The organism is Streptococcus sp. Marseille-Q7156 (assembly GCF_965119495.1).
On sequence record NZ_CBCPLU010000001.1, the window covers coordinates 66,797 to 93,387 of the forward strand.

Below are 26,591 nucleotides of genomic sequence, written 5' to 3' on the forward strand. Positions count from 1 at the left end.
TATATAATTAGGTAAATCAATAGAATGGAGAAGTTAAGATGTCGTTAAATATAGGGATGTCATTATCAGGACCAACCATTGGAATTAGTCCAGATTTTAGAGAATTTATAAATGTTATAAATAAAAAGAGATATATCAGAAAAAGCAGGATTGATAATATACATTTTCCTTTTGCGGGTCAAAGTACTATGTCATGGGAACTTAGAGGTGATTACAAGCATGGTTTTTATGCCTTCTCTTCGATAGCATTCGAAGGAGAATTTGGACCAAATCCAGATGTATTTATGCTTTTTTCAAAGAATGATAATCTGATAGAATTTAATAGTAAAGAGCATTCGCTAAATGATGATGATTTAACAGTGGTTAAACTAAAGAAAAATATTTTTAAAAATAACAAGTATGAATATGGAATTGAAAAAGAGCTTAATTATTATTCTAATAGTGAATCAGAGTATGATATTCGTCCGTTCATTATTGTTGTATTTGGCGAAGATTCGTTAGGATTTGCTACTATTACATTGATAAACAAAAGTTCAAGTACGGCAAATTCAAATGGATTTATTGGGGGAACAATGCCAGGAACGGGAGTAAGCCCTTTTCAACCTCAGGCAAGAAAATTAGTGTGGCCAACTGGCAAAGATTTATTACGTACATTAAAGGAGCCTCAAACGGGTCGTTCTTTTAGGTTAGATAAAGAACAGGTTGATAATATTTTAAATTTGAAAAGGTATTTTATTAATTTATTGGAACCGAACATTGCTAAAGTGTTGAAAGAGGAATATATAACGGAGTGAGACATTTTAGACATTAAGAACGTAAAGAGTCTGGGATAAAAGTCTAACCTTAAATATAAAAAGCGAACAAAACAAGTTATCTGACACTCAGAATTCTGTCTTGTTCGCTTTTTTGTCTAATCTATCGATTTTTAAAATTTATAATAAAGAATTCCTAAAATCAAAATCTTTTTGTCCCAGACTCTTTTTTGCGTAAAAATGCGGAGTGAAACAAGATTAAAACGAACGTTTATGATATAATGTTATTAAATAATTCGCAAAAGAGGTTGAGAAATGAAGCTGTTAGTTGTCGGTTCGGGTGGTCGTGAACATGCGATTGCTAAGAAGTTGCTTGAATCAAAAGACGTTGAAAAGGTCTTTGTAGCTCCTGGGAATGATGGGATGACTCTGGATGGTCTGGAATTGGTAAATACCTCTATTTCCGAATATTCTAAATTGATTGACTTCGCAAAGGCCAACGATATTGCTTGGACCTTTATCGGTCCAGATGATGCCCTTGCTGCTGGTATCGTGGATGATTTTAATGCAGCTGGTCTCAAAGCCTTTGGTCCGACAAGATTGGCGGCAGAGCTAGAGTGGTCCAAAGATTTTGCTAAGGAAATCATGGTCAAATATGGCGTTCCGACAGCAGCCTATGGCACATTTTCAGATTTCGAGGAAGCCAAGGCTTATATCGAAAAGCAGGGTGCGCCTATCGTAGTCAAGGCGGATGGCTTGGCGCTTGGTAAGGGTGTCGTCGTTGCGGAGACGGTTGAGCAAGCGGTCGAAGCCGCTCACGAGATGCTTTTGGACAATAAATTTGGTGACTCAGGTGCGCGTGTGGTTATTGAGGAATTCCTTGAAGGAGAGGAATTTTCACTCTTTGCCTTTGTCAATGGTGATAAGTTCTACATCATGCCAACAGCTCAGGACCACAAACGTGCCTATAATGGCGATAAGGGGCCTAACACGGGGGGGATGGGTGCCTATGCGCCAGTTCCACACTTACCACAGAGTGTAGTTGATACAGCGGTTGACACCATTGTCAAGACAGTCCTCGAAGGGATGATTAAAGAAGGTCGCCCTTATCTGGGTATCCTTTACGCAGGGCTTATCTTGACAGCTGATGGACCTAAGGTCATCGAGTTCAACGCTCGTTTTGGAGATCCTGAAACGCAAATCATCTTGCCTCGTTTAACATCTGACTTTGCACAAAATATTACGGATATCCTCGATGGCAAGGAGCCAAACATCACCTGGACGGACAAGGGTGTGACTCTGGGTGTGGTTGTCGCATCCAACGGTTATCCGCTAGACTATGAAAAAGGTGTCAAGTTACCAGCCAAGACAGAAGGTGACATTATCACCTATTATGCAGGGGCTAAGTTTGCGGAAAATAGCAGAGCACTGCTATCAAACGGCGGACGTGTCTATATGCTCGTCACCACAGCAGATACTGTCAAAGAAACTCAAGACACCATTTACCAAGAACTCGCCCAACAAAAAACAGAAGGCCTCTTTTACCGAACAGATATCGGAAGCAAGGCAATTAGATAAAGATATAAGAAAAAGCGACGCAGTCGCCAAACACGATAATGGTCGTTTGATTTGCGAGCGTTAGCGATCTAATATAGAACAATCACCGCTGTTGTGAAAGAACGATTGAATGACAATCCAATCGTTCAGGGAAATTGGAAGACCTTGGACTTCCGATTTAGGCATGAGACACCTTTGGTGGCTGCTGCCGTCCCTCACAACCTAAGGTGATTGTTGAAAAAGAAGAAAAAGGAGAAGAAATGAAACCCGTAATTTCCATTATCATGGGCTCAAAATCAGACTGGGCAACCATGCAAAAAACAGCAGAAGTCCTAGACCGCTTCGGTGTAGCCTACGAAAAGAAAGTTGTTTCTGCCCACCGTACACCAGACCTCATGTTCAGACATGCGGAGGAGGCTCGTAGCCGTGGCATCAAGGCCATTATCGCAGGTGCTGGTGGCGCAGCCCATTTGCCAGGTATGGTCGCAGCTAAAACAACCCTTCCTGTCATCGGGGTGCCTGTCAAATCGCGTGCCCTTAGTGGCGTGGATTCACTCTACTCTATCGTGCAGATGCCGGGTGGCGTACCGGTTGCGACTATGGCTATCGGTGAAGCAGGTGCGACTAATGCGGCCCTCTTTGCCCTCCGTCTCCTTTCAGTAGAAGATCAGGCTATCGCGACAGCTTTGGTAGATTTCGCAGAAGAGCAAGGAAAAATCGCAGAGGAGTCTACAAATGAGCTCATCTAAAACAATCGGAATCATCGGTGGTGGCCAGCTCGGTCAGATGATGGCCATTTCTGCTATCTACATGGGGCACAAGGTTATTGCGCTTGACCCTGCAGCGGATTGCCCAGCCTCTCGTGTAGCGGAAATCATCGTGGCACCTTATAATGATGTGAACGCCCTTCGTCAGCTGACTGAGCGTTGTGATGTCCTGACCTATGAGTTTGAAAATGTCGATGCTGATGGTTTGGATGCGGTTATCAAGGAAGGACAACTCCCTCAAGGGACCGACCTGCTCCGCATTTCGCAAAATCGTATTTTTGAAAAGGACTTTCTCTCAAACAAGGCTCAAGTCACTGTGGCACCTTACAAGGTTGTGACCTCAAGCCAAGATTTGGAAGATATTGACCTTTCTAAAAATTATGTCCTAAAGACTGCTACCGGTGGCTACGATGGGCATGGACAAAAAGTCATTCGCTCGGAAGCAGACTTGGGAGAAGCCCGTGCACTAGCCGACTCAGCAGACTGCGTTTTGGAAGAGTTCGTCAACTTTGACCTTGAAATTTCTGTCATCGTGTCAGGAAATGGCAAGGACGTGACGGTTTTCCCAGTTCAGGAAAATATCCACCGCAACAACATTCTTTCAAAAACCATTGTGCCTGCTCGCATTTCAGAAAGTCTAGCTAAAAAAGCCAAAGCTATGGCAGTACACATCGCAGAACAATTGAACCTGTCTGGAACTCTTTGCGTGGAAATGTTTGCGACAGCTGATGATATCGTGGTCAATGAAATTGCGCCACGTCCACACAATTCAGGTCACTACTCGATTGAAGCTTGCGATTTTTCCCAGTTTGATACCCACATTTTAGGCGTTCTAGGAGCACCATTGCCAGACATCAAACTACATGCGCCAGCTGTCATGCTCAATGTCCTCGGCCAACACGTCGAGGTTGCTGAAAAATATGTCACAGAAAATCCAAGCGCCTACCTCCACATGTATGGTAAAATAGAAACAAAGCACAACCGCAAGATAGGACACGTGACTTTGTTTAGTGATGTGCCGGATAGTGTGGGAGAGTTTGGGAAAGGGATAGATTTTTAGGAGAAACAACTATATATGACATTTGATAATAAAATATATGAACAGGAATTGATGAAATCATTTAATATTCATCAGTTTGATTTTGTTGAAGAAGGCCTGCCACTACCAATTTTTTATGGTTCTCTATTTAATCGAGAACAAAACATGGAATTTGAGCAGCAGAATAACTTTTATCTGGTAAAAACAAAGTATTCAATTGTTGATAAAACACTTCTTGCTGAACGTAATCAATCAAATGGAGAACAAAAATTTGATTTTAATAATAAGTTTGATTTACAAAAATTAGAAACTAAATTCAATGAATTTGAAAAAAGATTTCAAGAATTTGTAAATTTGGAATATAATAAAATATGCTATTTGGGGATTCCTAGTTCTGAGTGTGGAGTCTATAATATTCCTCAAATTTTAGCCAAGATAATGAATCCTAATCAAGAAATTGAGTTAATAAGAACCATAACAAAGGATAAGACTCATATAGAGAATGGTAAACGTCAAATTTTATTTGATGAGATTACAAAAGGATTAGAATTGCAAGGAGTAGGTGAATTTTGGTGGGAGAAATTTGACTTTGTAGTCGTAATTGACGATGTGACAACTACCGGAAGTTCTTTTAGAATGGTTGATAAATATCTTATCAATAAAGGAGTTCCAAAAGAAAAAATTGTGAATTATTCTCTTTATAAACATCAAAAGGTCGAGAAATGGAATAGTATTGTTGAGAAATATGAGCACTTTGAAAATTTTAGATCAAATTCTCAAATAGATTTAATAATTTGGGACTTTGATGAGACAATTGTTGATTCAAGAAAAAGGAATGTAGAATTTGAAAGCACAATCAACGATAAGATGAAGCTTAAGAAAGGAAACAAATATTTCAAAAATGGGGAAACTTTTTATAGAGCCTCCCCAATATATTCTATTTATCCAGGTTTGGAAGAGATATTTGAGTTTCTTGCTAATGATGGAATGATTTATGAAATTATATCAAATAGATATTATTTGATGGAAAAACTATTTTATCAAGAGAAATTAAGAAAGAAAATTTTTCCTAAGGACGAGGGTGATGGGTGCCAATATGTTAGTTATAAAACTAACGGTGAATATACTAACTATGAAAAATGTTGTTGGCTGGTTCCGACTTTTGAAACAAAAATTGATGATTATACAATCAAATATTTGAAACCATCTCCTGAAACAATTAAAAATGGGGTGGGACTTACTCTAGATACGATAGAGCCTACACGAATTATTGGAATAGGAAATACCAAAAATGATATTATTGCATATAAAGCAGCTGGACTTGAAACAGTCTTAGTTACATGGGGAATCCACTATAGATTTGGTCGAGACTATGGTGCGGATCATGTGTTTCATAATCCAGAACAATTATTGGATTTTCTGAAGAAGAATACTTCAGGGATGTACTCATTAAGGGATTTTGATAATGGCATTTCTTTAGTTGCAGAACCCCAAATTAATTTTGATGACAACTAATTTTAAAAAAAGTAGAAAAACATGATAGAGAATTATGACTTAAGTACTAAAATTATTGCCTTGAGTGGGCTCAAAGGGATGGGAAGAAAAAGAATTGCTGATTTTTTAGAAGATGTTTTTTCTAAAAGAGGAAGTTATGACTTCACTTTTGAGGATATTTCTGGTAGTAAGATTAGTCAGCTAAAAAATTTAATTAAAACTGATTTGACTAAGTCAAATTGGGATTTTCAATGTAATAAAGCGAAAGAAATTATTGATAATAGTTTAGAAAAGAAAATAGCTACGATTAATTTTAATGATGCCGAGTATCCTAAAGAGCTAGCTGTTTTACCTAAGAAACCACTAGTATTATTTGTTAAAGGGAATATAAAGTTACTCACAGATACTAAAAAAGTAGCAGTAATTGGCACTAGGCAACCAAGTGTTTTTGCCCAAAAGATGACTTCAAGGATTACAGAGCAGTTATCTAAATTAGATTACACAGTGGTCAGTGGACTAGCTGTAGGATGTGACTCCTTGGCTCATGAAATGGCAAGTATTACAAATGGTAAAACTATAGCTATTTTAGCTCATGGATTAGATGTTCCAATTTATCCTAAAGTAAACCGTCCACTAGCTGATGACATTTTACGTAATGGTGGAACCCTGGTATCTGAATATCCTATTGGAACAACTTTAAGGCCTAGCTATTTGGTTGAACGAGATGAATGGCAAAGTGGTATGAGTTTAGGAACAATTACTATCGAATCATCAAATAGTGGCGGAAGCAGACATGCAACCTATAAAGCATTAGAACAAGATAGAGTATTAGCCGTTCTTGATCATACTCTCTTTAAGAATGGCAAGGGATGGCAAGTATATTTTTCAAATGATTCCGCTATTTCTTTAAATCAACAATTGTTAGCAGAAAAAAAAGCTTTTCCTCTTTACTCGTTAGATAGCATATTTGAATTTGATAAAGAAATGCAATCAATAAAAGAAAAAGTAAATAAAAAATACAGTCGGATTACAACCAATAAAACTATTGTAACAACTAATAAGCAAGATAACATTATTCAGACTTCTCTTTTTTAGTTGTGGTTTTATCGGTTCATAATATAGATTTCGTTTTATATTTTATAAAACTATTGTGACTAGCAAATATATAATACTGAGTTAATCTAAATTTAACTTGGAGCGTTAATTATTAATCTTATAAAAAGAAAGGAACAAGGGTACTCGTATTCACAAAAAACTGAATACGGACTACAGACTTTATCAATTATATGATACAACTCATTGTCAACGCATTTGTTGAAAAGGATAAGACTGGAGCAGTCGTCGAAGTCTTGTATGCTAGTAGCGATCATGAAAAAGTGAAAGCTAAGTATGAAGAGTTAGTTGCACAACACCCTGAAAACTATTTAGCTATCTATGATCTACCGTTAGATACGGATTTGAATACACTGGATCACTACCCATCTGTGTGGATTGGGAAAGAAGAATTTGAGTAAAAATATGAAAACAAAAAGTGTAGTTGGCAGTATGATCTGGGAAGGGAAGCATAATAGCAAGATAGATGATTTATGTGTCAGTTTTTAGTGATAGAGAAGATATAACTTGTAATTAAAGTTAAATATGTGTGAGATTCAGTATCAAAGAAAAAGTTTTAACTAATAACTAGTTAAGTTTTTCTATATCAAACTCAAATTTTTTATTATGATAATATTTAAGTGAAAGTAGGCTTCTATGACAGATTTAAATACTGCTATTTTAAATATAGATAATGTCTTATGTCGAAATATTGCTCAAATAGAGGACCGAGGTTTTCTATCCCAGAATATGTTATCTCAACTCAGAAATTTTGTGGAACATATCTCCCTGAAACTTTATTGTGTCGATCAGAATAAGGATGCAGATGTATCTTATCACAATATAGAATCTGGAATAAGACATATTTTTAAAAATTCTAAATATGTTTTTATTAGAGAGTTTCATGAATTATTACAAATTTCTGCTTCTCATTATACTTTAGATGAAAATAATTCAGAAAGACTAATGTTAAAATACTATAGTTACTTATTGCAAATTAAGAATTATTTAAAAGAGAATTTAGATTTTGATGTTTTACATAATTTGGCTAAGTTTCCTATGTATCAAGATTCACAATTAACTGAGTACTATAAATCAATTTCTAAAGTAATAAATGATTCAACAATTGGTTTTGAAAGAGTTTCATACAGTGATAGGTATTATATTCACAAAGTAAAGCCGTTTTTTATAAACAATAGAGTTTACTATGAAGTAACATACTCTATTGCGAATGATCAGTCATCAAAATTAGATAGACTAATTGCGTTTACGGATAAATATATCTTATCTAATTATGCAACATTGTTATGGGTAAAAAAAGTAAATATTGATATTTTAGGAATAACAATGCCCATTCTAATTATAGATAATTGGGAGGTTTCAATTAGACCATGTGAGTTTAATAAACTAAGAGATATATTGAGATTTGATATACCTGACATTCAAACGTCGTATAAAGAATATCAAAATTTAATGAAATTTATACGCCAATATAGGATGAACTTAGTTACTTTGATCGAACTAAGTGATAGTCTTTATATTGCAGCGAAGAAGATAATTTTGAAAGATACTAGGCAACCAAGAATATTTTTACTTTTAGATAGAGTTAGAGAATTAATAAGAAATGAGCAAGGTGGCGCAAATGTCATCAGATATCTATTGTTTTCTATGAATAATAAAATTTTAAAGGAGCAGTATGCTCCTGAAAAGTTTTTGAAAGGCGGGAACCCTCAGTTATCTCATTTAAGATTAGATTGGAAATGTATACCGTTTGATAAGATTCCATTTGATTCTAGCTTAAAAAATCATAATCCCAGATTATCAGATCTTTTGGCTTGTATGCCGTCAGAGGAAAAAGAGGATGAACTATTTGCCAGATTTATAAAGAACAATTCGGAAATTAGAGGACAGCTTTTTACCCCCATAAAAGAAATCACGGATTTTAAAAATATTTCTGATTTGATACGAATATATAATTCTAAATTGTATCGTACGCACCAACATAGAAAATTACTCTTAGAAAAAGGACATGTGTTCATTAAGGGCTATAAAGATGATGTTGTATATATAATAAATAGATTAAAGAAATTGGCCGCAGGCGGTGTCAAGGGTTATTCGTATTCGGTTCAATCATGGTTGCAAAAAAGACCAGGAACTATTGATGACGATGTTAAAAGAGATTGTTTGATCAAGATGTTTGAAGAGTCTAAAGTAGCCTTAATTTATGGTGCTGCAGGGACTGGGAAATCAACGTTAATAAACTATATTTCAAATTACTTCTCAGCAAAAAATAAATTATTTTTAGCTAATACAAACACTGCTGTAGATAACTTAAAAAGAAAAGTTGATGCTCCAAATTCAGAATTTAGTACAGTGGCTAAGATAATAAGGCAGGGAATGTTGAAGTGCGATGTATTGATAGTTGATGAGAGTAGTACAATTAGTAATTCTGATTTTAGAAAAGTTCTGGGGAATATAGAGTTTGAACTTCTAATTGTTGTAGGTGATACTTATCAAATAGAGTCGATTCGGTTTGGTAATTGGTTTGATATTGCACAATACCATATAACAAACAGCAGGTATGAGTTAACTAATACATATAGAACTGATAAAGAAAATTTGTTAATAGTATGGGATAAAATAAGGAATAATGATAGGGATATTTTAGAACATCTATCAAGAAATAATTTTTCTAGTAATCTAGACCCATCCCTATTCTCCTCGACCAATCAAGATGAGGTGGTTCTTTGCTTAAATTATGATGGGCTATATGGAGTAAATAATATAAATACATTTATGCAAGCTCAAAATCCCTCTACAAGTATACCTTGGGGTTCAGCGGAGTATAAAGTCGGTGATCCTATCCTATTTAATGATTCACCGAGATTTTCTCCTCTAATATATAATAATATCAAAGGGACTATTCATGATATAAAAATTGAAGATCATTCTATCACATTTGATATAAAGCTTAAAGATTTGTCGCTCACCTCCCTTGATGTTACTAGTTGTTCAGATATTGACTTTATTGGGAATGACGAAGATGGCAAGACAGTTATTCGATTTTTAGTAAATAAATACAAAAGTACGGATTTTGACTCTAATGATCCTACTACAGTAGTACCGTTTCAAATTGCCTACGCAACTTCAATTCATAAAGCTCAAGGTTTAGAGTATGATTCTGTGAAAGTTGTTATCACAAATGAATCTGAGGAGAATATAACCCACAGTATTTTTTACACGGCAGTTACTAGAGCTAAGGATAAGTTGATAATTTATTGGTCACCTGAGACGGAAAAACATTTGCTTGAGAATATGGAGAAAAGAAATAACTCTAAGGATGGGAATTTCATAAAAATGTTTTTATGACAGTATTAGACTTAACAATGTAAGGAGAGCAAATAATGATTAACCGTTACTCTCGCCCTGAGATGGCGAATATTTGGAGTGAAGAAAATAAATACCGTGCTTGGCTTGAGGTGGAAATCTTGGCTGACGAGGCATGGGCTGAGTTGGGAGAAATCCCTAAGGAAGATGTGGCTTTGATTCGCGAGAAAGCGGACTTTGACATCGACCGTATTTTGGAAATTGAGCAAGAGACTCGTCACGATGTGGTGGCTTTCACACGTGCGGTTTCTGAAACTCTTGGAGAAGAGCGCAAGTGGATCCACTATGGTTTGACTTCTACCGACGTGGTGGATACGGCCTACGGTTACCTCTACAAGCAGGCCAACGACATTATCCGTCGTGACCTTGAAAACTTCACCAATATCATCGCTGACAAGGCTAAGGAGCACAAGTTCACTATCATGATGGGGCGTACCCATGGTGTGCACGCTGAGCCGACAACTTTTGGTCTTAAATTGGCTACTTGGTATAGCGAAATGAAGCGCAATATCGAGCGTTTCGAGCATGCGGCTGCTGGTGTGGAAGCTGGCAAAATCTCTGGTGCGGTTGGAAACTTTGCCAACATTCCACCATTTGTAGAGCAATACGTCTGCGACAAGTTGGGTATCCGTGCTCAAGAAATCTCTACACAGGTCCTTCCTCGTGACCTCCACGCTGAGTATTTTGCAGTTCTTGCCAGCATCGCGACTTCCATCGAGCGCATGGCAACGGAAATTCGTGGTCTGCAAAAATCTGAGCAACGCGAAGTAGAAGAGTTCTTTGCCAAAGGTCAAAAAGGTTCATCAGCTATGCCTCACAAACGCAACCCTATCGGTTCTGAGAACATGACAGGTCTTGCGCGTGTTATCCGTGGTCACATGCTTACAGCCTATGAGAACGTCGCTCTCTGGCACGAACGTGACATTTCACACTCATCAGCTGAGCGTATCATCACACCAGATACAACCATTTTGATTGACTACATGCTCAACCGTTTCGGAAACATCGTTAAGAACTTGACAGTCTTCCCAGAAAATATGATCCGCAACATGAACTCTACATTTGGTTTGATCTTCAGCCAACGTGCCATGTTGACCTTGATTGAAAAAGGCATGACTCGTGAGCAAGCCTATGATTTGGTACAACCCAAAACAGCCTACTCGTGGGACAATCAAGTAGACTTTAAACCACTTCTTGAAGCAGATCCAGAAGTGACATCACGCCTCACACAAGAAGAAATCGACGAAATCTTCAACCCTCTTTACTACACCAAACGAGTGGATGATATTTTTGAACGTCTTGGTTTAGGATAATTAAAATAAAATCGAAGTTCTATTACTCTATTCACTGGAGTAGAAGAACTTCGATTTTTCTTGTTTATTAAAGCTCTTTTGCTAAAAAGATTCCCTATATTTTAGTAAAATTTAAACAAATTTAATCTATCTTCATTGACATATAGAAAATACAGTTTTGATGGGATATAATAATCATAGAAAAAAGCCCAAGCAAGGCTTAGGCTTTCTTATTAGTGATCACGGTCACATGAAATGAATTTGATTTTGTAGTAATCCGCTCGTTTATAAGTTTCGCTGTAAGCGAGAACCTGACCAGTAGACTCTAATTTAGTAGTCTTGGTTTGTAAAACGCTAGGGAATTGTTCATCGACTCCGAGGACTGAAGCCGCATGTTCTGGAGTTGGAAATGCTATTTCATTGATTTCTTCAAAATGTTCATCATTCATGTGGATGTGATAATCCAATTTGAAACGGTTATAGATAGAGCTATAATATTCAAGATTTGGATAATTTGCGTTGATGTATTGTTCTGGAATATAAGATGTGTGATAGATGTATACGACACCATTTGTTTCGCGTACACGTTCAATCTTGTAGTAGAATTGGTTACCGCGTAGTCCAAGTTTTTCTAAGTAGCTTAGTTTGTTTCCACGCTCAATAGAAAGGACGGTCACTTTATCATCTTTAGTTTCAAAAACTTCTACATCAGAAAACTCTACGAGTTTGTGTTTGCGTGCGCGTGAAACGAATGTACCCTTTCCTTGTTGGCGGACAATATAGCCGTCTTTGGCAAGGTCGTTTAAGGCGCGGACAACTGTGATAGAACTTACATCATACATAGCGATCAATTCAGCTTCAGTGTAAAATTTATCTCCACTAGCGAATTGGCCAGAAATGATTTTGTTCTTTAATTCATCTTTTATATATTGATACTTTGGAATTGCCATAATTTCACCTCGATTTTCCTTCTCCGTTAAAGATTTTACCATAAAACCGGAAAGAATAGTAGTCTTTTGAATAAAAAAATTAGAATAATAGGCTATAAGGTTAATTTACATAAAAAATAGGAGGTTTTATACATTTTTATACATGCCACCTGTTTGAAGCTATATGTCTGTAAATTTTATATCTTTATAAGTTTTTTGTGTAAAAGTTGGGGAAAAATGAAAAAAATTGTGAAAAGCTATTGACAAATGTGGTATATTGAGTTATATTCAATATATCAACAAATGAAAGCGTAAACTTTAGTTGTCAGAAGGTAAGAATATGACACGATTTGAGATACGAGATGATTTTTATCTCGATGGAAAATCATTTAAGATTTTATCTGGCGCCATTCATTATTTTAGGGTTCCTCCAGAAGATTGGTATCATTCGCTCTATAACTTGAAGGCTCTTGGTTTTAATACAGTAGAGACTTATGTGGCTTGGAATTTACATGAGCCTCGTGAGGGTGAGTTTCACTTTGAAGGAGCTCTGGATTTGGAGCGATTTCTCCAAACGGCACAAGATTTGGGTCTCTACGCTATCGTTCGTCCCTCTCCCTTCATTTGTGCAGAGTGGGAATTCGGTGGTTTACCAGCTTGGCTCTTAACCAAAGATATGAGGATTCGTTCCTCAGATCCTGCCTATATTGAGGCTGTTGGTCGCTATTATGACCAGCTCTTGCCACGATTGGTTCCACATTTGTTGGACAAGGGTGGCAATATCCTTATGATGCAGGTTGAAAATGAGTATGGTTCTTATGGAGAAGATAAGGCTTACCTGAGAGCCATTCGACAGTTGATGGAAGAGCGTGGCGTAACCTGTCCACTCTTTACATCAGATGGTCCATGGAGAGCTACTCTGAAAGCTGGAACCTTAATCGAAGATGACCTCTTTGTGACAGGGAACTTTGGTTCTAAGGCACCTTATAACTTTTCACAGATGCAGGAATTCTTTGATGAACATGGCAAAAAATGGCCACTCATGTGTATGGAGTTTTGGGATGGCTGGTTCAATCGTTGGAAAGAACCGATTATCACACGGGATCCAAAAGAATTAGCAGATGCAGTTCGAGAAGTTTTGGAGCAAGGCTCTATCAATCTTTACATGTTCCACGGTGGTACAAACTTTGGATTCATGAATGGTTGCTCGGCTCGAGGAACTTTGGACCTGCCACAAGTTACGTCTTATGATTACGATGCGCTTCTGGATGAAGAAGGAAATCCAACTGCCAAATACTTGGCAGTCAAGAAGATGATGGCAACACATTTTCCAGAGTACCCGCAGTTGGAGCCACTCTACAAAGAGAGTATGGAGTTGGATGCTATTCCACTAGTTGAAAAAGTTTCCTTGTTTGAAACCCTGGATAGCTTGTCAAATCCAGTAGAAAGTCTCTATCCTCAAAAGATGGAGGAGCTGGGACAAAGTTATGGCTACCTACTTTATCGAACAGAAACAAACTGGGATGCAGAAGAAGAAAGACTTCGTATCATTGATGGTCGAGATAGGGCTCAGCTTTATGTCGATGGTCAATGGGTCAAAACCCAATATCAGACAGAGATTGGGGAAGATATTTTTTATCAAGGCAAAAAGAAAGCGCTGTCTAGATTGGATATCTTGGTAGAAAATATGGGACGTGTCAACTATGGACATAAGTTCTTAGCAGATACGCAACGTAAGGGAATTCGGACAGGGGTTTGTAAGGATTTGCATTTCTTACTAAACTGGAAACACTATCCACTTCCTCTAGACAATCCTGAGAACATTGATTTTTCAAAAGGATGGACAGAAGGACAACCAGCCTTTTACGCTTATGACTTTACAGTCCAAGAGCCCAAAGATACTTACCTAGACTTGTCTGAGTTTGGTAAGGGAGTTGCCTTTGTCAATGGGCTGAATCTAGGACGTTTTTGGAACGTCGGCCCAACCCTCTCACTTTATATTCCTCATAGCTACCTCAAGGAAGGTGCCAATCGTATCATCATCTTTGAAACAGAGGGCCAATATAAAGAAGAGATTCATTTAACTCGTAAACCTACACTAAAACACATAAAGGGGGAAAACTTATGACAATTGTAGGATGCCGTATCGATGGACGTTTGATCCACGGACAAGTAGCCAATCTATGGGCTGGAAAACTAAATGTTTCACGTATTATGGTTGTAGATGACGAAGTTGTCAACAACGACGTTGAAAAGAGTGGTTTGAAACTTGCGACACCACCAGGTGTGAAATTGAGTATTTTGCCAATTGAAAAAGCGGCAGCCAATATTCTTGCTGGAAAATACGATAGCCAACGTCTCTTTATCGTGGCTCGTAAACCAGACCGCTTCCTTGGTTTGGTAGAAGCAGGTGTACCACTTGAAACCCTTAATGTTGGGAATATGTCTCAAACACCAGAAACTCGCGCCATCACACGTTCTATCAACGTAGTGGATAAGGATGTGGAAGACTTCCACAAATTGGCAGAAAAAGGTGTTAAACTTACTGCTCAAATGGTTCCAAATGATCCAATTTCAGACTTTTTGAGCTTATTAAAATAGGAAAAAATTTTTAGGAGGTCATTGTTATGATACAATGGTGGCAAATTTTACTTCTCACTTTGTACTCAGCTTATCAAATCTGTGATGAGTTGACGATCGTTTCATCTGCAGGTTCCCCTGTATTTGCTGGTTTCATTACTGGTTTAATCATGGGTTAATCATGGGAGATGTGACTACTGGTTTGCTTATCGGTGGTAACTTGCAACTGTTCGTTCTTGGGGTTGGTACCTTCGGTGGTGCTTCTCGTATCGACGCAACTTCTGGTGCGGTTCTTGCGACAGCCTTCTCTGTTTCACAAGGAATTGATACAGCACTGGCGATTACAACAATCGCTGTGCCAGTAGCAACTCTCTTGACATACTTCGACGTTCTTGGACGTATGACAACTACTTTCTTTGCTCACCGTGTGGATGCTGCAATCGAACGCTTTGACTATAAAGGTATTGAACGCAACTACCTACTTGGTGCGATTCCTTGGGCTCTATCTCGTGCCCTTCCAGTCTTCTTTGCGCTTGCTTTTGGTGGTGAATTTGTACAACACGTAGTAGATTTCGTTACAAAATACCAATGGGTTGCAGATGGTTTGACACTCGCAGGACGTATGCTTCCAGGTCTTGGATTTGCAATCTTGCTTCGTTACCTTCCAGTTAAACGTAACCTTCACTACCTTGCTATGGGATTTGGTTTGACAGCTATGTTGACTGTTCTTTACTCATATGTAACTGGTCTTGGTGGCGCTGTTGCTGGTATCGTAGGCACTCTACCGAAAGATGTTGCTGAAAAAATTGGTTTCGTGAACAACTTCAAAGGTTTGTCTATGATTGGTATCTCTATCGTAGGTATCTTCCTTGCAGTGCTTCACTTCAAAAATAGCCAAAAAGTAGCTGTAGCAGCACCTTCTACACCATCAGAAAGTGGGGAAATCGAAGATGACGAATTCTAATTACAAACTTACAAAAGAAGATTTTAACCAAATCAACAAACGTAGCTTGTTTACTTTCCAATTGGGTTGGAACTACGAACGTATGCAAGCTTCTGGTTACCTTTACATGATCTTGCCTCAATTGCGTAAAATGTATGGGGATGGAACTCCTGAATTGAAAGAAATGATGAAAGTTCATACTCAATTCTTCAATACTTCACCATTCTTCCATACCATTATCGCTGGTTTTGACCTTGCCATGGAAGAAAAAGATGGTGTAGGTTCAAAAGATGCCGTTAATGGTATCAAGACAGGTTTGATGGGACCATTCGCTCCTCTTGGAGATACAATCTTTGGTTCACTTGTACCTGCTATCATGGGATCTATCGCAGCAACTATGGCTATCGGTGGTCAACCTTGGGGTATCTTCCTTTGGATTGCAGTTGCAGTAGCGTATGATATCTTCCGTTGGAAACAGTTGGAATTTGCCTACAAAGAAGGGGTTAACCTTATCAACAACATGCAAAGTACTTTGACAGCTTTGATTGACGCGGCATCTGTACTTGGTGTCTTCATGATGGGTGCTCTTGTAGCAACAATGATCAACTTTGAAATTTCTTACAAATGGGCAATCGGTGAGAAGATGATTGACTTCCAAGACATCTTGAACCAAATCTTCCCACGCTTGCTTCCAGCAATCTTTACTGCCTTTATCTTCTGGTTGCTTGGTAAGAAAGGTATGAACTCTACTAAAGCTATCGGTATTATTATCGTACTTGCTTTGGCTCTTTCTGCCTTTGGTAAATTTGTACTTGGAATGGGCGCATAATTTATGACGCAATCATTAATTTTGGTGAGCCATGGTCGTTTCTGTGAAGAACTTAAAGGTAGCACAGAAATGATTATGGGCCCACAAGGCAATATTTACACAGTAGCTCTTCTTCCAGAAGATGGACCAGAAGACTTTACTGCTAAATTTGAAGCAGCTATTGAAGGGTTGGATGATTTCCTAGTCTTTGCGGATCTTCTCGGTGGGACACCTTGTAACGTGGTAAGCCGTTTGATTATGGAAGGTCGTGACATCGAACTTTATGCAGGAATGAATCTTCCAATGGTGATTGAATTTATCAATGCGAGCCTTACAGGTGCAGATGCGGACTACAAGAGTCGTGCTGCAGAAAGCATTGTGAAAGTCAATGACCTATTAGCGGGCTTCGATGATGACGAAGATGAATAAGATGTGACAACGTGAAAATCGTCAGAGCATTTTATATAGAATATACATGGGAATGGGGCTTACTCCCATTCCCATATTTGATAGAAAAAGAGGAACTCAATGCTACATTATACAAAAGAAGACTTGCTCGAATTGGGTGCAGAAATCACTACACGTGAAATTTACCAACAGCCTGATGTATGGAAAGAAGCTTTTGAATCTTATCAAGCAAAACGTGAAGAAATTGCAGCCTTTCTACAAGGGATTGCGGATAAACATGACTATATCAAGGTTATTTTGACAGGTGCTGGGACTTCTGCTTATGTGGGAGATACCTTGGTACCTTACTTTAAGGAAGTCTATGACGAACGCAAATGGAATTTCAATGCTATTGCGACAACAGATATCGTTGCCAATCCAGAAACTTATTTGAAAAAAGATGTGGCAACTGTCCTTGTGTCTTTTGCTCGTAGTGGGAACTCGCCTGAAAGTGTGGCGACTGTTGATTTGGCAAAAGCCTTGGTGGGTGAGCTTTATCAAGTGACGATTACTTGTGCAGCAGATGGTAAATTGGCTCTTCAAGCTCATGGAGATGACCGCAATCTCTTGCTCTTGCAACCAGCTGCTTCCAATGATGCTGGATTTGCCATGACTTCTAGCTTTACCTCTATGATGCTAACAGCTCTCTTGGTCTTTGATCCTACAGAATTTGCTGTTAAAGCTGAACGTTTTGAAGTTGTATCTAGTCTTGCCCGTAAAATTCTAGACAATGCAGAAGATGTCAAAGAGCTTGTTGACCTAGATTTTAACCGGGTCATCTATCTAGGCGCTGGTCCTTTCTTTGGTCTTGCTCATGAAGCTCAGCTCAAGATTTTGGAACTAACTGCTGGCCAGGTGGCGACCATGTATGAAAGCCCAGTTGGCTTCCGTCACGGTCCAAAATCTCTTATCAACGAAGATACAGTTGTTTTGGTATTTGGTACAACGACAGACTACACTCGCAAGTACGACTTGGACTTGGTTCGTGAAGTTGCGGGTGATCAGATTGCTCGCCGTGTTGTGCTTTTGAGTGATCAAGCCTTTGGTCTTGAAAATGTCAAAGAAGTGGCCCTTGGTTGTGGCGGTATCTTGAATGATATTTACCGTGTCTTCCCTTACATTGTTTATGCCCAACTCTTTGCCCTATTGACTTCACTCAAGGTAGAAAATAAACCTGATACACCGTCTCCTACAGGTACCGTAAACCGTGTGGTACAAGGTGTTATCATCCACGAATATCAAAAGTAATACTGTGTTTATAGATTCTTGATAAAGGAGTTTGTAAATCATACAAGTAAACCATAGATTGTCAAGGCGCTTTCTATGGTTTGTTTGCTTGAGAGAAATAGTAAAAGGAGAACAAAATGAAAGTATACACAGAGCGTGTATTTGGAAATGTTAAGGGCAAGGATGTCTTGGCCTATCGCTTTGAGACGGACGGTGGCTACCAGCTTGAAGTCATGACTTATGGTGCGACTATCTTGCGTTATGTCACGCCTGACAAGGCTGGAAATTTTGCCAACGTTATCTTGGGATTTGATGACTTTAATAGTTATGTAGGCAATAGTCCCAAGCATGGAGCGAGTGTGGGTCCTGTGGCAGGCCGTATTGCAGGTGCGACCTTTGAGCTTAATGGCAAGACTTATGACCTTGAAGTCAACAATGCTAGCAACTGTAACCACAGTGGTTCAACTGGTTGGGATTCTAGCTTGTTTGAACTAGTTGAAGTGAGCGACCATGGCTTGACTCTCTACACAGAGCGTACAGACGGGACAGGAGGATTTCCTGGAAATCTTAAGATTTGGATCAGTTATCACTTAGAAGAAAATGGCGCTTACGAGGTTAGCTATAAAGTAACAACTGATCAAGATACCTTGGTCAACCCAACCAACCACAGCTATTTCAACTTGTCTGGTGATTTCACGCAGACAATTGACCGCCATGTCTTCCAACTAAACACAGAGGGCATTTATCCAATTGCTCCCGACGGTGTTCCTGCCAAAACTCCAGATGCAAATCGTGATGTGGTCAAACACATCTACAATGGTGCCTTGTTGAAGGATATCTTTGCAGAGGAAGATGAGCAAATCCAGTTGGTATCTGGCTTAGATCATCCATTTGCCCTTCCTGCAGGCCATGATAATGCTGGTTTCCTTTATGACCAAAATTCAGGTCGCTTCCTGCTCTTCAAGACAGAGGCTCCTTGCTTTGTGGTCTACACAGCAAACTTTGTAGATGAGAGTGTCATCATAGGAGGTCAGCCAATGGTACAGCACAATGGGATTGCCCTTGAAGCGCAAGCTTTACCAGATGCCATTCACAGTAACCTCAAAGACCAAGTCATTCTCAAAGTCGGCCAAACCTTTACAAGCAAGACACGTTATGAGCTTGTTGTGAAATAAAAGGATAGGAATTTCTACTTTTTGGGGAATAGTATTTACCTTATAACATTAGTAGAAACGGGCAAAGAGTAGGGAAATATGATATAATTTAATAGTGAAAATACCTGTCCTATCTAGAGGATAAAAGGAGAAAAAGATGAAGAAAATTGTATTTGCTAGCGCCTTGGCTTTGACCTTGGCAGGAGCAGTTTTGACAACTGATGTTTTTGCGAATGACAGATTGGTGGCAACACAATCTATTAATGGTAAAAATGAAAATGTATTGACCTCAGAGGTGCTAAAACCTTCTAGTGGCAACGTTTTGGTTGGAATCAAGGGAGAATTTTTGACTCCAAATAAACAATCTATTTTGGACGCGATTAATAAGATTCGTAAGGAAGCAGCTGATGAAGGTTTGGTAGATAAGTATGTCCCTATTAAATGGTCTACTGATCTTGAGAATACTGCTTTTGTACGCGCTACTGAGGTGTCAGTAGCTTTAAAACCTGAGCGTCTTTCTACTAAAGAAATCTGGACTGCTTTTCCATCTAGTAATAGTATAAGAGGAGAAGCTTTAGATGTGAACTATGAAGGTTTCCTAAAAGCAATTGAAAACTGGCATGCTGAGAAGGCGAATTATGTAGCGAAAAAGAAGGGTGGAACCTCTAAAGAATTTACAGGTTATTATGAGGTTTTGATCAATTCTAAATTTACCTATGTGGGTCTCGCAGCCTTTAAAAACGCAGCTAGCTCTCAGCAAGTAGCGACGATTTCTTTAGCTTTAGGTGATGATGCTTCTTCAGAGGAATTGGCTGGTGGATATGGCTCTGCTATTCAGTATACAGAAGTGACTGCCTCAAACCTTTCGACCGTTAAAAGTAAAGCTACGGTTGTAGAAAAACCACTGAAAGATTTTAGAGCATCTACATCTAGTCAGTCTGGCTGGGTACAATCTAATGGGAAATGGTATTTTTATGAGTCTGGTGATCTGAAGACAGGCTGGGTAAAAACAGGTGGTAAATGGTACTACTTGAATGATTTAGGTGTCATGCAGACTGGATTTGTAGAAGTTGATGGTGCATGGTATTTCCTTGATAGTTCCGGCGCGATGTTCACAGGCTGGGGAACAGATGGTAGTAGATGGTTCTACTTTGATGGCTCAGGAGCTATGAAGACAGGCTGGTATAAGGAAAATGGTACTTGGTATTATCTTGATCAATCAGGTGTCATGAAGACAGGTTGGTTTAAAGTAGGCAAGCACTGGTACTATGCATATGGTTCAGGAGCTCTAGCAGTCAGCACAACAACACCAGATGGTTACCGTGTAAATGGTAATGGTGAATGGGTGAACTAGGCTGAAAATAGCAAGTCATAGGTAAAGTATTCATCTTACTTAGCAAAAAGAGTAAACGATAAGAAAGAGGTTGATGACGAACATTGACCTCTTTTTGTTAGAATATAGGCTTCAAGTTGTCTGACTTGACTTTCTTGATTGAAATTATATATTAGTTGTAATAACAACAATTACAACAAAAAGAGGACCATTTATGACCTATGAATATAAGAGCCACATTTATTTGGCAGAGGCAGCTTTGAATGTAAAGGATTTGGTCAGTCAAACAGCCTTTTATCAGCAAGTGCTTGGTTTAGAAATCTTATCTCAAACTGAGACAGAGTCCATTCTAGGACTTGGTGGAAAAGCCTTGGTACAGCTGATTCAAGCACAAGATAGTGGAGAAGTAAGGGAACATTATGGTCTTTACCATCTGGCTATTCTCTTGCCGACACGCAAGGCTTTGGCTGATATCTTGAAACATCTGACAGATTTACAGATTCCTATTGTCGGCGGTGCAGACCATGGTTACAGTGAGGCCCTTTACTTGGAGGATTTAGAGGGAAATAGCATTGAACTCTATCGAGATAAGCAGGTTTCCACATGGGATATTCGAGAAGATGGGCGCATTATTGGGGTGACGGAGGCTCTTGCGGCGCAGGATATCTATGAGTTGGGGGAAAGAGTAGAGCCCTTTACTTTAGCCGAGGGTACGAGAATAGGGCATATTCATCTTTCCGTCAAGGATAGTCGAAAGTCCAGCCAGTTTTATCAAAAGGTGTTAGGACTAGAGGATAAATTCAGTGTGCCTAGCGCTAGTTGGATTGCGGATGGGGATTACCATCATCATTTAGCAGCCAACGAATGGGGAGGAAAAGGCCTAGATCCGCGTAAGCAAGGTTTGCCAGGTTTGGCCTACTATGTCATCGAAGTCGCGCATAAAGAAGAACTGTTAACGATTGCCCAGCGAGCACAGGAAGTTGATGCACCAATCAAGTGGCTGACATCGAGCCAGTTGGAAATCACAGACCCAGACGGAATCGTGACCCGTATTCGTTTAGACAGGATATGATCACAATCAGAGAATCAATTGTAGAAAGTGCTCCTTATTCTAGTCAGATACGTAGAAAATTTGATATGATAGTAGGGAATAAGGAGAAAAATACTATGACTAGCGAATACCAGAAAATGATAGCAGGCGAGTTTTACCGTCCATCAGACCCAGAACTGAGAGCCTTAGCTCAAGCTTCTCGCCAAAAACAGGCTGCCTTTAACAAGGAAGAAGATCCCTTAAAAGGAGCCGAAATCATCAAGACTTGGTTTGGCTCAACCGGAAAAAATCTTTATATCAACACTCGCTTGATGGTGGACTACGGTGTCAACATCCATTTAGGGGAAAATTTTTACTCTAACTGGAACTTGACCATGCTGGACATCTGCCCCATTCGCATCGGGGACAATGCTATGATTGGTCCCAACTGTCAGTTCTTGACTCCCCTCCATCCATTGGACCCGCAGGAACGTAATTCAGGTGTGGAATACGGCAAGCCTATTACTATCGGAGACAATTTCTGGGCTGGAGGTGGTGTTATTGTCCTTCCTGGAGTGACACTGGGAAATAATGTCGTTGCAGGAGCAGGAGCCGTGATTACCAAGTCCTTTGGCGACAACGTTGTCCTAGCTGGCAATCCCGCGCGTGTGATTAAGAAAATACCTGTGAAATAAAGTGATTGGTAAAAAAGTTTTTAAGATAAGAAAAAGGCATCATATCAAGTGTTTAAAAAACGTTGATATGATGCCTTTTATCATAAATTAGATTGACTTTTTCTTCTTACTATTGAGTGTTTACTTGGGTTCTTTATAGATTTTACGCAAGAAGTTCTACAAATTCTTTCTCTTCTTGGCATTTTTGGTCAGGGAAACCTGGTAAGTATTCTGTTCTTTAGTGAGGTAATTGATGATTTGGAAGTCATCGGTTTGAACCTTGAAATCCACTTCATAGACAGTGGTGACTTGTTCTCCATCATTGCTGGTATCAATCGAGATGAGGTCTAACTCAGTACAGAATTGTGATAGCCCAGATTGGATAGTTTGGAGTTGCTTTTCTTGGTTGGCAATTGTGATGGTCAATAGTCTGCGACGTTGGTGGTTGCTCTTTCTTTGTTGCTTTTCTAAAAGAAGCCATACTGCTAAGATAAAGACAGTGAAGAGAATAGCCAGAGCTAGGTAGCCTGTCCCTGCTGCCAGCCCGATAATCATGGCAAGAAAGATTGCAATTAGTTCCCGTGAGCCACTGGTAGCTGAACGAAAACGAATGAGGCTAAAGGTTCCTGCAACGGCGATAGAGGTTCCTAGGCTGCCATTTACCAGAAAGATGACTAAGGTCATCAAGCAGGGGAGTAGGGTCAAACTAACAGCAAATTCCCGTGTATAGAGGGTACGGTGTTTGTAGGCCCATGTCAGCGCTAAACCTAAGATCAGGCTGACCAAGAGAGCCAGAAAGAGCTGGATAGGATTGGCAGTGGCGGTTGTGTCGTTGAAAATAGAGTTGAAAAGATTAGACATAAGTAGTACCTACACTTTCTGTGCTTGGTCGTGGGCTATAGTCTAGCCCTTGAGACTTGTGGTAGGCGCAGCTGTATTTTGAAAATTTCTGCTCTACCAGTCCATATTGGTCGAGAATATTTTGTAGCCACTGGGGTTTTCTGCCCGGTGCTTTGATTTCCATGATAACAATGTCCTCATTTAGTAGAGGGAAACCGTCCTTTCCTGAAAATAAACTGACATTATCATCACGATAGGTTAGATTTTGGTCAATGGTGATACGAATTTTATTGTAGGGAAATCCGCTAATTTCTTTCTTTTCCTTGAGAGAAAAACGGTCGTAGTATATATACATACGAGGGATGATGGCTTGCTGATATTCCTCTTGGAGTTGCTGGATTTTTTCAATCATCATTTGGTCCTTGATGCTGTTATCCAGCTGTTCTTTGGTCATAAACTGGGTGATAGACTGGGGAGTCGACAAGAGACGATATTTTCGTCCGACACCAGTTCTGTCCTTGGATTTGATTTCTAAAAATACCTGACTATAGGGCTGGACTTGACTGAGATAGGTTCTCATCCGAATCTTTTCTTTTCGCTTAGTACCTTGGTCATCCTCCTGAATCATATCAAATTGCTCTGTATCAAAGTAGATGTTGGAAATGGTCGAAGTTGGATAATCATCCTCGACGAGATATATTTTTAAGTCCTCTATTAAATTAGCCAAGTCAGCTTTGGTAACGACATATTTGGTTTCAATTCGTTTAAAGCTTGTTTCAATTGGCTTCATAAATCTTGTCTCCTTTATCAAACTATTTCAGTACACTATCTTATTAGCAGATAGGTGTGTCTGGGCAAGTTGAACTTGCTTGTGACTAGTCTAGGGAACTTTCCTAAAACTTTTGTTAAAGATAACTTAACTGAAGCTGAACTTAAGAAAACTTTCAGAAAAAGTTCAGATTTTTTTCAGATTTCCCCTGTAAACTAAGCTCAAGCTAAATGAAGGCGAGGAAAAAGGTATGAAATCAAAAAAATGGACTCTAATCTTAACCAGTTTAACAGCTTTGACCTTGATGACAGCTTGTGGGCAGTCAACGACCAAGTCAAGTACAACTGCAGCGACAGATACCACTGCTATCACAACTTCAGCTAAAAACAGTCAATCTTCTTATTTTACAGAAAAGGACTACGACACTTCTTATGATGAAAGCACTGCTTCTAAGATTGAATTGTCTGGCTCATCTGCAAACGTCTCTGGAGATGGTGTGACAGTTTCTGGCTCAACAGTGACTATCTCTAAAGCAGGTACCTATGTCATCTCTAGTCAGTCTGACGGAGTGCAAATTAAAATCGCAGCTGATAAGTCTGATGATGTGAAACTTGTCCTAAAAGGCGCGACCATGACCAATACAGATGCGGCTATTTCGGCTACAAGCGCAGGTCATGTCTACCTCACTTTAGCAGAAGGGACGACAAACAGTCTCTCTGACTCAAGCTCTAACAGTGATGAAAAGGCAAATGCCGCTCTCTTTTCTAAGATTGATTTGACCATCAATGGTTCAGGAACTCTCAATGTAGATGGCAAGAAAAGCAATGCTATCAAGGCTAACGACACCCTCCACATCACGGGTGGAACCTTTAACATCACATCAGTTGGCGATTCCTTTAATGTCAATGATGAACTTAATGTCACTGGTGCGACCATGACTATCGATGCCAAGGAAGATGGTGTCAAAGTTGACAATGATGACGATATGACTGTCGGAAATATGTATTTGGCGAACAATACCATAACAGTCACAGCAGGCGATGACGGCATTCACGCTTCTGGAAATCTAGTGATTGATAGTGGTACTTACACAGTCAAGAATGCGACTGAAGGAATTGAAGGGAAAGCCATTACGATCAATGGTGGCGATATCAATGTCTACTCGACAGATGATGGAGTCAATGCAGCCAATAAAAATGCCCAGCAAAGTGACATTTACTTTACCATGACAGGTGGCAATCTAACTGTAGAAGTCGGTCAAGGAGATACAGACCCAATTGACTCAAACGGGAATATCACGGTTACCGGTGGAACCATTAAATTGATAGGACAATCAGGCTTTGACTTTGATGGAACAGCAACTTACACAGGTGGGGATATCTACATCAACGGCGAAAAACAAACTAATATTGTCAATTCTATGCCTGGAGGCGGAGGTCCAAATGGAGGTCCTCAAGGTGGCGGTCCAGCCCCTGGCGGACGAGGATAAACAAAAAAGGATAGCATTGTAAGAGAAATGTTGTCCTTTTTATATCGGTGATAGATTGATATATTACGAGTGATTTTACAATTGTAGCTTTCAAAGTTACAATTGTTAGGCTACCCGTCTTTGTTTACTGACTCAAGTCATCAGCTTCCTCCTTGACACTCGGTCAGCTTTTGATACAATAGTACAAAATTAGAGGAGGTGGGTTATGATTCAGAAACATGCGATTCCCATTTTAGAGTTTGATGACAATCCTCAGGCGGTCATCATGCCTGATCACGAGGGGCTGGACTTGCACTTGCCTAAGAAGTGTGTCTATGCTTTCTTAGGTGAGGAGATTGACCGTTATGCGAGGGAAGTAGGGGCGGACTGTGTCGGCGAATTCGTTTCAGCCACCAAGTCCTATCCAGTCTATGTCATCAATTTCAAGGGCGAGGAACTTTGTTTGACTCAGGCTCCTGTTGGTTCAGCTCCAGCAGCCCAGTTTATGGATTGGTTGATTGGATATGGTGTGGAGCAGATTATTTCTACTGGAACCTGTGGTGTGCTGGCTGATATAGAAGAAAATGCCTTTCTAGTCCCTGTTCGCGCTCTGCGAGATGAAGGAGCTAGTTATCACTATGTGGCACCTTCTCGTTATATGGAAATTCAGCCAGAGGCTATTGCTGCCATTGAGCGAGTGTTGGAGGCCAGAGGGATTCCTTATGAAGAAGTCATGACCTGGACGACAGATGGTTTTTACCGAGAAACGGCTGAAAAGGTGGCTTATCGTAAGGAAGAAGGCTGTGTTGTTGTGGAGATGGAGTGTTCTGCGCTTGCGGCAGTAGCCCAACTGCGTGGGATTCTCTGGGGTGAATTGTTGTTCACAGCTGATTCCTTAGCAGACTTGGACCAGTACGATAGTCGTGACTGGGGTTCAGAAGCTTTTGAGAAGGCCTTGGAACTCTGCCTTGAGATAACTTCTCAGATATAGCTACTCTTCTTCTTTTTA

24 protein-coding genes and 1 pseudogene are annotated in these 26,591 nt (G+C 39.5%); 22 read left to right on the plus strand and 3 right to left on the minus strand.

Features of this window, described 5'->3' with window-relative positions:
* Positions 1–38 precede the first annotated feature (38 nt).
* The 10 genes from ACWPV5_RS00355 to purB all read left to right on the plus strand — a co-directional run bounded on the left by ACWPV5_RS00355 (position 39) and on the right by purB (position 11,401).
* Positions 39–794 (plus strand): hypothetical protein, encoded by a 756-nt coding sequence (locus ACWPV5_RS00355; RefSeq protein ID WP_033675672.1) that lies wholly within the window; start codon positions 39–41, stop codon positions 792–794.
* 273 nt (positions 795–1,067) lie between these two features.
* Entirely contained in the window at positions 1,068–2,330 is a 1,263-nt protein-coding gene (purD, locus tag ACWPV5_RS00360) for a phosphoribosylamine--glycine ligase (protein ID WP_219967302.1), read from the plus strand.
* 93 nt (positions 2,331–2,423) lie between these two features.
* Positions 2,424–2,540, plus strand: coding sequence for a phosphoribosylaminoimidazole carboxylase (locus ACWPV5_RS00365; RefSeq protein WP_265526778.1), 117 nt, complete (start codon positions 2,424–2,426; stop codon positions 2,538–2,540).
* 29 nt (positions 2,541–2,569) lie between these two features.
* On the plus strand, positions 2,570–3,058 hold the full coding sequence (purE, locus tag ACWPV5_RS00370; protein WP_219967301.1) for a 5-(carboxyamino)imidazole ribonucleotide mutase: 489 nt from the start codon (positions 2,570–2,572) through the stop codon (positions 3,056–3,058).
* Positions 3,045–4,136 carry a 5-(carboxyamino)imidazole ribonucleotide synthase gene (gene purK, locus ACWPV5_RS00375; protein ID WP_219967300.1) on the plus strand — a complete coding sequence of 364 codons (1,092 nt, stop codon included), beginning with the start codon at positions 3,045–3,047 and terminating at the stop codon, positions 4,134–4,136. Before purE ends, purK begins: the two co-directional genes overlap by 14 nt.
* 15 nt (positions 4,137–4,151) lie before the next feature.
* Entirely contained in the window at positions 4,152–5,630 is a 1,479-nt protein-coding gene (locus ACWPV5_RS00380; RefSeq protein ID WP_219967299.1) for an HAD family hydrolase, read from the plus strand.
* Positions 5,631–5,651: 21 nt separating this feature from the next.
* Positions 5,652–6,704, plus strand: coding sequence for a DNA-processing protein DprA (locus ACWPV5_RS00385; RefSeq protein WP_219967298.1), 1,053 nt, complete (start codon positions 5,652–5,654; stop codon positions 6,702–6,704).
* Positions 6,705–6,895: 191 nt separating this feature from the next.
* On the plus strand, positions 6,896–7,123 hold the full coding sequence (locus ACWPV5_RS00390) for a phosphoribosylaminoimidazole carboxylase (protein WP_219967297.1): 228 nt from the start codon (positions 6,896–6,898) through the stop codon (positions 7,121–7,123).
* A gap of 235 nt (positions 7,124–7,358) precedes the next feature.
* Positions 7,359–10,070 carry an ATP-dependent DNA helicase gene (locus ACWPV5_RS00395; protein WP_219967296.1) on the plus strand — a complete coding sequence of 904 codons (2,712 nt, stop codon included), beginning with the start codon at positions 7,359–7,361 and terminating at the stop codon, positions 10,068–10,070.
* 35 nt (positions 10,071–10,105) lie between these two features.
* Complete coding sequence (gene purB / locus ACWPV5_RS00400) at positions 10,106–11,401, plus strand: adenylosuccinate lyase (protein ID WP_454381949.1); 1,296 nt, start codon at positions 10,106–10,108, stop codon at positions 11,399–11,401.
* A 212-nt stretch (positions 11,402–11,613) separates the two neighbouring features.
* On the opposite strand, the gene ACWPV5_RS00405 is transcribed toward purB, so the two are convergent.
* Positions 11,614–12,330 (minus strand): GntR family transcriptional regulator, encoded by a 717-nt coding sequence (locus tag ACWPV5_RS00405; protein ID WP_001007194.1) that lies wholly within the window; start codon positions 12,328–12,330, stop codon positions 11,614–11,616.
* A 319-nt stretch (positions 12,331–12,649) separates the two neighbouring features.
* On the opposite strand from ACWPV5_RS00405, the gene ACWPV5_RS00410 reads away from it, so the two are divergent.
* From ACWPV5_RS00410 to ACWPV5_RS00455, 10 genes and pseudogenes are all read left to right on the plus strand, one after another.
* Positions 12,650–14,437 (plus strand): glycoside hydrolase family 35 protein, encoded by a 1,788-nt coding sequence (locus ACWPV5_RS00410; RefSeq protein ID WP_454381950.1) that lies wholly within the window; start codon positions 12,650–12,652, stop codon positions 14,435–14,437.
* On the plus strand, positions 14,434–14,910 hold the full coding sequence (locus ACWPV5_RS00415; RefSeq protein ID WP_000156970.1) for a PTS sugar transporter subunit IIB: 477 nt from the start codon (positions 14,434–14,436) through the stop codon (positions 14,908–14,910). Before ACWPV5_RS00410 ends, ACWPV5_RS00415 begins: the two co-directional genes overlap by 4 nt.
* 26 nt (positions 14,911–14,936) lie before the next feature.
* A pseudogene (locus tag ACWPV5_RS00420) lies at positions 14,937–15,853 on the plus strand (PTS mannose/fructose/sorbose/N-acetylgalactosamine transporter subunit IIC).
* Positions 15,840–16,661 (plus strand): PTS system mannose/fructose/sorbose family transporter subunit IID, encoded by an 822-nt coding sequence (locus ACWPV5_RS00425; RefSeq protein ID WP_000185294.1) that lies wholly within the window; start codon positions 15,840–15,842, stop codon positions 16,659–16,661. Before ACWPV5_RS00420 ends, ACWPV5_RS00425 begins: the two are co-directional and overlap by 14 nt.
* A 3-nt stretch (positions 16,662–16,664) precedes the next feature.
* Positions 16,665–17,069 (plus strand): PTS sugar transporter subunit IIA, encoded by a 405-nt coding sequence (locus ACWPV5_RS00430; protein ID WP_078898074.1) that lies wholly within the window; start codon positions 16,665–16,667, stop codon positions 17,067–17,069.
* Positions 17,070–17,168: 99 nt separating this feature from the next.
* Entirely contained in the window at positions 17,169–18,335 is a 1,167-nt protein-coding gene (locus tag ACWPV5_RS00435) for an SIS domain-containing protein (RefSeq protein WP_454381951.1), read from the plus strand.
* A 116-nt stretch (positions 18,336–18,451) separates the two neighbouring features.
* Complete coding sequence (locus ACWPV5_RS00440) at positions 18,452–19,489, plus strand: aldose epimerase family protein (RefSeq protein WP_454381952.1); 1,038 nt, start codon at positions 18,452–18,454, stop codon at positions 19,487–19,489.
* 136 nt (positions 19,490–19,625) lie between these two features.
* Positions 19,626–20,822 (plus strand): CAP domain-containing protein, encoded by a 1,197-nt coding sequence (locus ACWPV5_RS00445; protein WP_454381953.1) that lies wholly within the window; start codon positions 19,626–19,628, stop codon positions 20,820–20,822.
* 193 nt (positions 20,823–21,015) lie between these two features.
* On the plus strand, positions 21,016–21,873 hold the full coding sequence (locus ACWPV5_RS00450; protein WP_454381954.1) for a VOC family protein: 858 nt from the start codon (positions 21,016–21,018) through the stop codon (positions 21,871–21,873).
* A gap of 95 nt (positions 21,874–21,968) precedes the next feature.
* Complete coding sequence (locus ACWPV5_RS00455; protein WP_454381955.1) at positions 21,969–22,526, plus strand: sugar O-acetyltransferase; 558 nt, start codon at positions 21,969–21,971, stop codon at positions 22,524–22,526.
* Between the two features lie 156 nt (positions 22,527–22,682).
* Here the strand turns inward: ACWPV5_RS00455 and ACWPV5_RS00460 are convergent, their stop codons facing one another.
* Together ACWPV5_RS00460 and ACWPV5_RS00465 are read right to left on the minus strand one after the other, a co-directional pair.
* Positions 22,683–23,366 carry a DUF4956 domain-containing protein gene (locus tag ACWPV5_RS00460; protein ID WP_454381956.1) on the minus strand — a complete coding sequence of 228 codons (684 nt, stop codon included), beginning with the start codon at positions 23,364–23,366 and terminating at the stop codon, positions 22,683–22,685.
* Entirely contained in the window at positions 23,359–24,135 is a 777-nt protein-coding gene (locus ACWPV5_RS00465; protein WP_454381957.1) for a polyphosphate polymerase domain-containing protein, read from the minus strand. Before ACWPV5_RS00465 ends, ACWPV5_RS00460 begins: the two co-directional genes overlap by 8 nt.
* A gap of 229 nt (positions 24,136–24,364) precedes the next feature.
* On the opposite strand from ACWPV5_RS00465, the gene ACWPV5_RS00470 reads away from it, so the two are divergent.
* Together ACWPV5_RS00470 and ACWPV5_RS00475 are read left to right on the plus strand one after the other, a co-directional pair.
* Complete coding sequence (locus ACWPV5_RS00470) at positions 24,365–25,603, plus strand: carbohydrate-binding domain-containing protein (protein ID WP_454381958.1); 1,239 nt, start codon at positions 24,365–24,367, stop codon at positions 25,601–25,603.
* 205 nt (positions 25,604–25,808) lie between these two features.
* Positions 25,809–26,573, plus strand: a complete 765-nt coding sequence (locus ACWPV5_RS00475) for a nucleoside phosphorylase (RefSeq protein WP_454381959.1) — start codon at positions 25,809–25,811, stop codon at positions 26,571–26,573.
* The last annotated feature ends 18 nt before the right edge of the window (positions 26,574–26,591 follow it).

Excerpts from the sequence above, each read along its gene's own strand:
- ACWPV5_RS00390 (WP_219967297.1), top strand. The coding sequence starts at position 6,896 with ATGATACAACTCATTGTCAACGCATTTGTTGAAAAGGATAAGACTGGA.
- ACWPV5_RS00455 (WP_454381955.1), top strand. The coding sequence starts at position 21,969 with ATGACTAGCGAATACCAGAAAATGATAGCAGGCGAGTTTTACCGTCCA.
- purD (WP_219967302.1), top strand. The coding sequence starts at position 1,068 with ATGAAGCTGTTAGTTGTCGGTTCGGGTGGTCGTGAACATGCGATTGCT.
- ACWPV5_RS00410 (WP_454381950.1), top strand. The coding sequence starts at position 12,650 with ATGACACGATTTGAGATACGAGATGATTTTTATCTCGATGGAAAATCA.
- ACWPV5_RS00385 (WP_219967298.1), top strand. The coding sequence starts at position 5,652 with ATGATAGAGAATTATGACTTAAGTACTAAAATTATTGCCTTGAGTGGG.
- ACWPV5_RS00395 (WP_219967296.1), top strand. The coding sequence starts at position 7,359 with ATGACAGATTTAAATACTGCTATTTTAAATATAGATAATGTCTTATGT.
- ACWPV5_RS00430 (WP_078898074.1), top strand. The coding sequence starts at position 16,665 with ATGACGCAATCATTAATTTTGGTGAGCCATGGTCGTTTCTGTGAAGAA.
- ACWPV5_RS00355 (WP_033675672.1), top strand. The coding sequence starts at position 39 with ATGTCGTTAAATATAGGGATGTCATTATCAGGACCAACCATTGGAATT.
- ACWPV5_RS00380 (WP_219967299.1), top strand. The coding sequence starts at position 4,152 with ATGACATTTGATAATAAAATATATGAACAGGAATTGATGAAATCATTT.
- ACWPV5_RS00405 (WP_001007194.1), bottom strand. The coding sequence starts at position 12,330 with ATGGCAATTCCAAAGTATCAATATATAAAAGATGAATTAAAGAACAAA.
- ACWPV5_RS00415 (WP_000156970.1), top strand. The coding sequence starts at position 14,434 with ATGACAATTGTAGGATGCCGTATCGATGGACGTTTGATCCACGGACAA.
- purE (WP_219967301.1), top strand. The coding sequence starts at position 2,570 with ATGAAACCCGTAATTTCCATTATCATGGGCTCAAAATCAGACTGGGCA.
- ACWPV5_RS00450 (WP_454381954.1), top strand. The coding sequence starts at position 21,016 with ATGACCTATGAATATAAGAGCCACATTTATTTGGCAGAGGCAGCTTTG.
- purK (WP_219967300.1), top strand. The coding sequence starts at position 3,045 with ATGAGCTCATCTAAAACAATCGGAATCATCGGTGGTGGCCAGCTCGGT.
- ACWPV5_RS00435 (WP_454381951.1), top strand. The coding sequence starts at position 17,169 with ATGCTACATTATACAAAAGAAGACTTGCTCGAATTGGGTGCAGAAATC.
- ACWPV5_RS00440 (WP_454381952.1), top strand. The coding sequence starts at position 18,452 with ATGAAAGTATACACAGAGCGTGTATTTGGAAATGTTAAGGGCAAGGAT.
- purB (WP_454381949.1), top strand. The coding sequence starts at position 10,106 with ATGATTAACCGTTACTCTCGCCCTGAGATGGCGAATATTTGGAGTGAA.
- ACWPV5_RS00445 (WP_454381953.1), top strand. The coding sequence starts at position 19,626 with ATGAAGAAAATTGTATTTGCTAGCGCCTTGGCTTTGACCTTGGCAGGA.
- ACWPV5_RS00465 (WP_454381957.1), bottom strand. The coding sequence starts at position 24,135 with ATGAAGCCAATTGAAACAAGCTTTAAACGAATTGAAACCAAATATGTC.
- ACWPV5_RS00475 (WP_454381959.1), top strand. The coding sequence starts at position 25,809 with ATGATTCAGAAACATGCGATTCCCATTTTAGAGTTTGATGACAATCCT.
- ACWPV5_RS00425 (WP_000185294.1), top strand. The coding sequence starts at position 15,840 with ATGACGAATTCTAATTACAAACTTACAAAAGAAGATTTTAACCAAATC.
- ACWPV5_RS00460 (WP_454381956.1), bottom strand. The coding sequence starts at position 23,366 with ATGTCTAATCTTTTCAACTCTATTTTCAACGACACAACCGCCACTGCC.
- ACWPV5_RS00470 (WP_454381958.1), top strand. The coding sequence starts at position 24,365 with ATGAAATCAAAAAAATGGACTCTAATCTTAACCAGTTTAACAGCTTTG.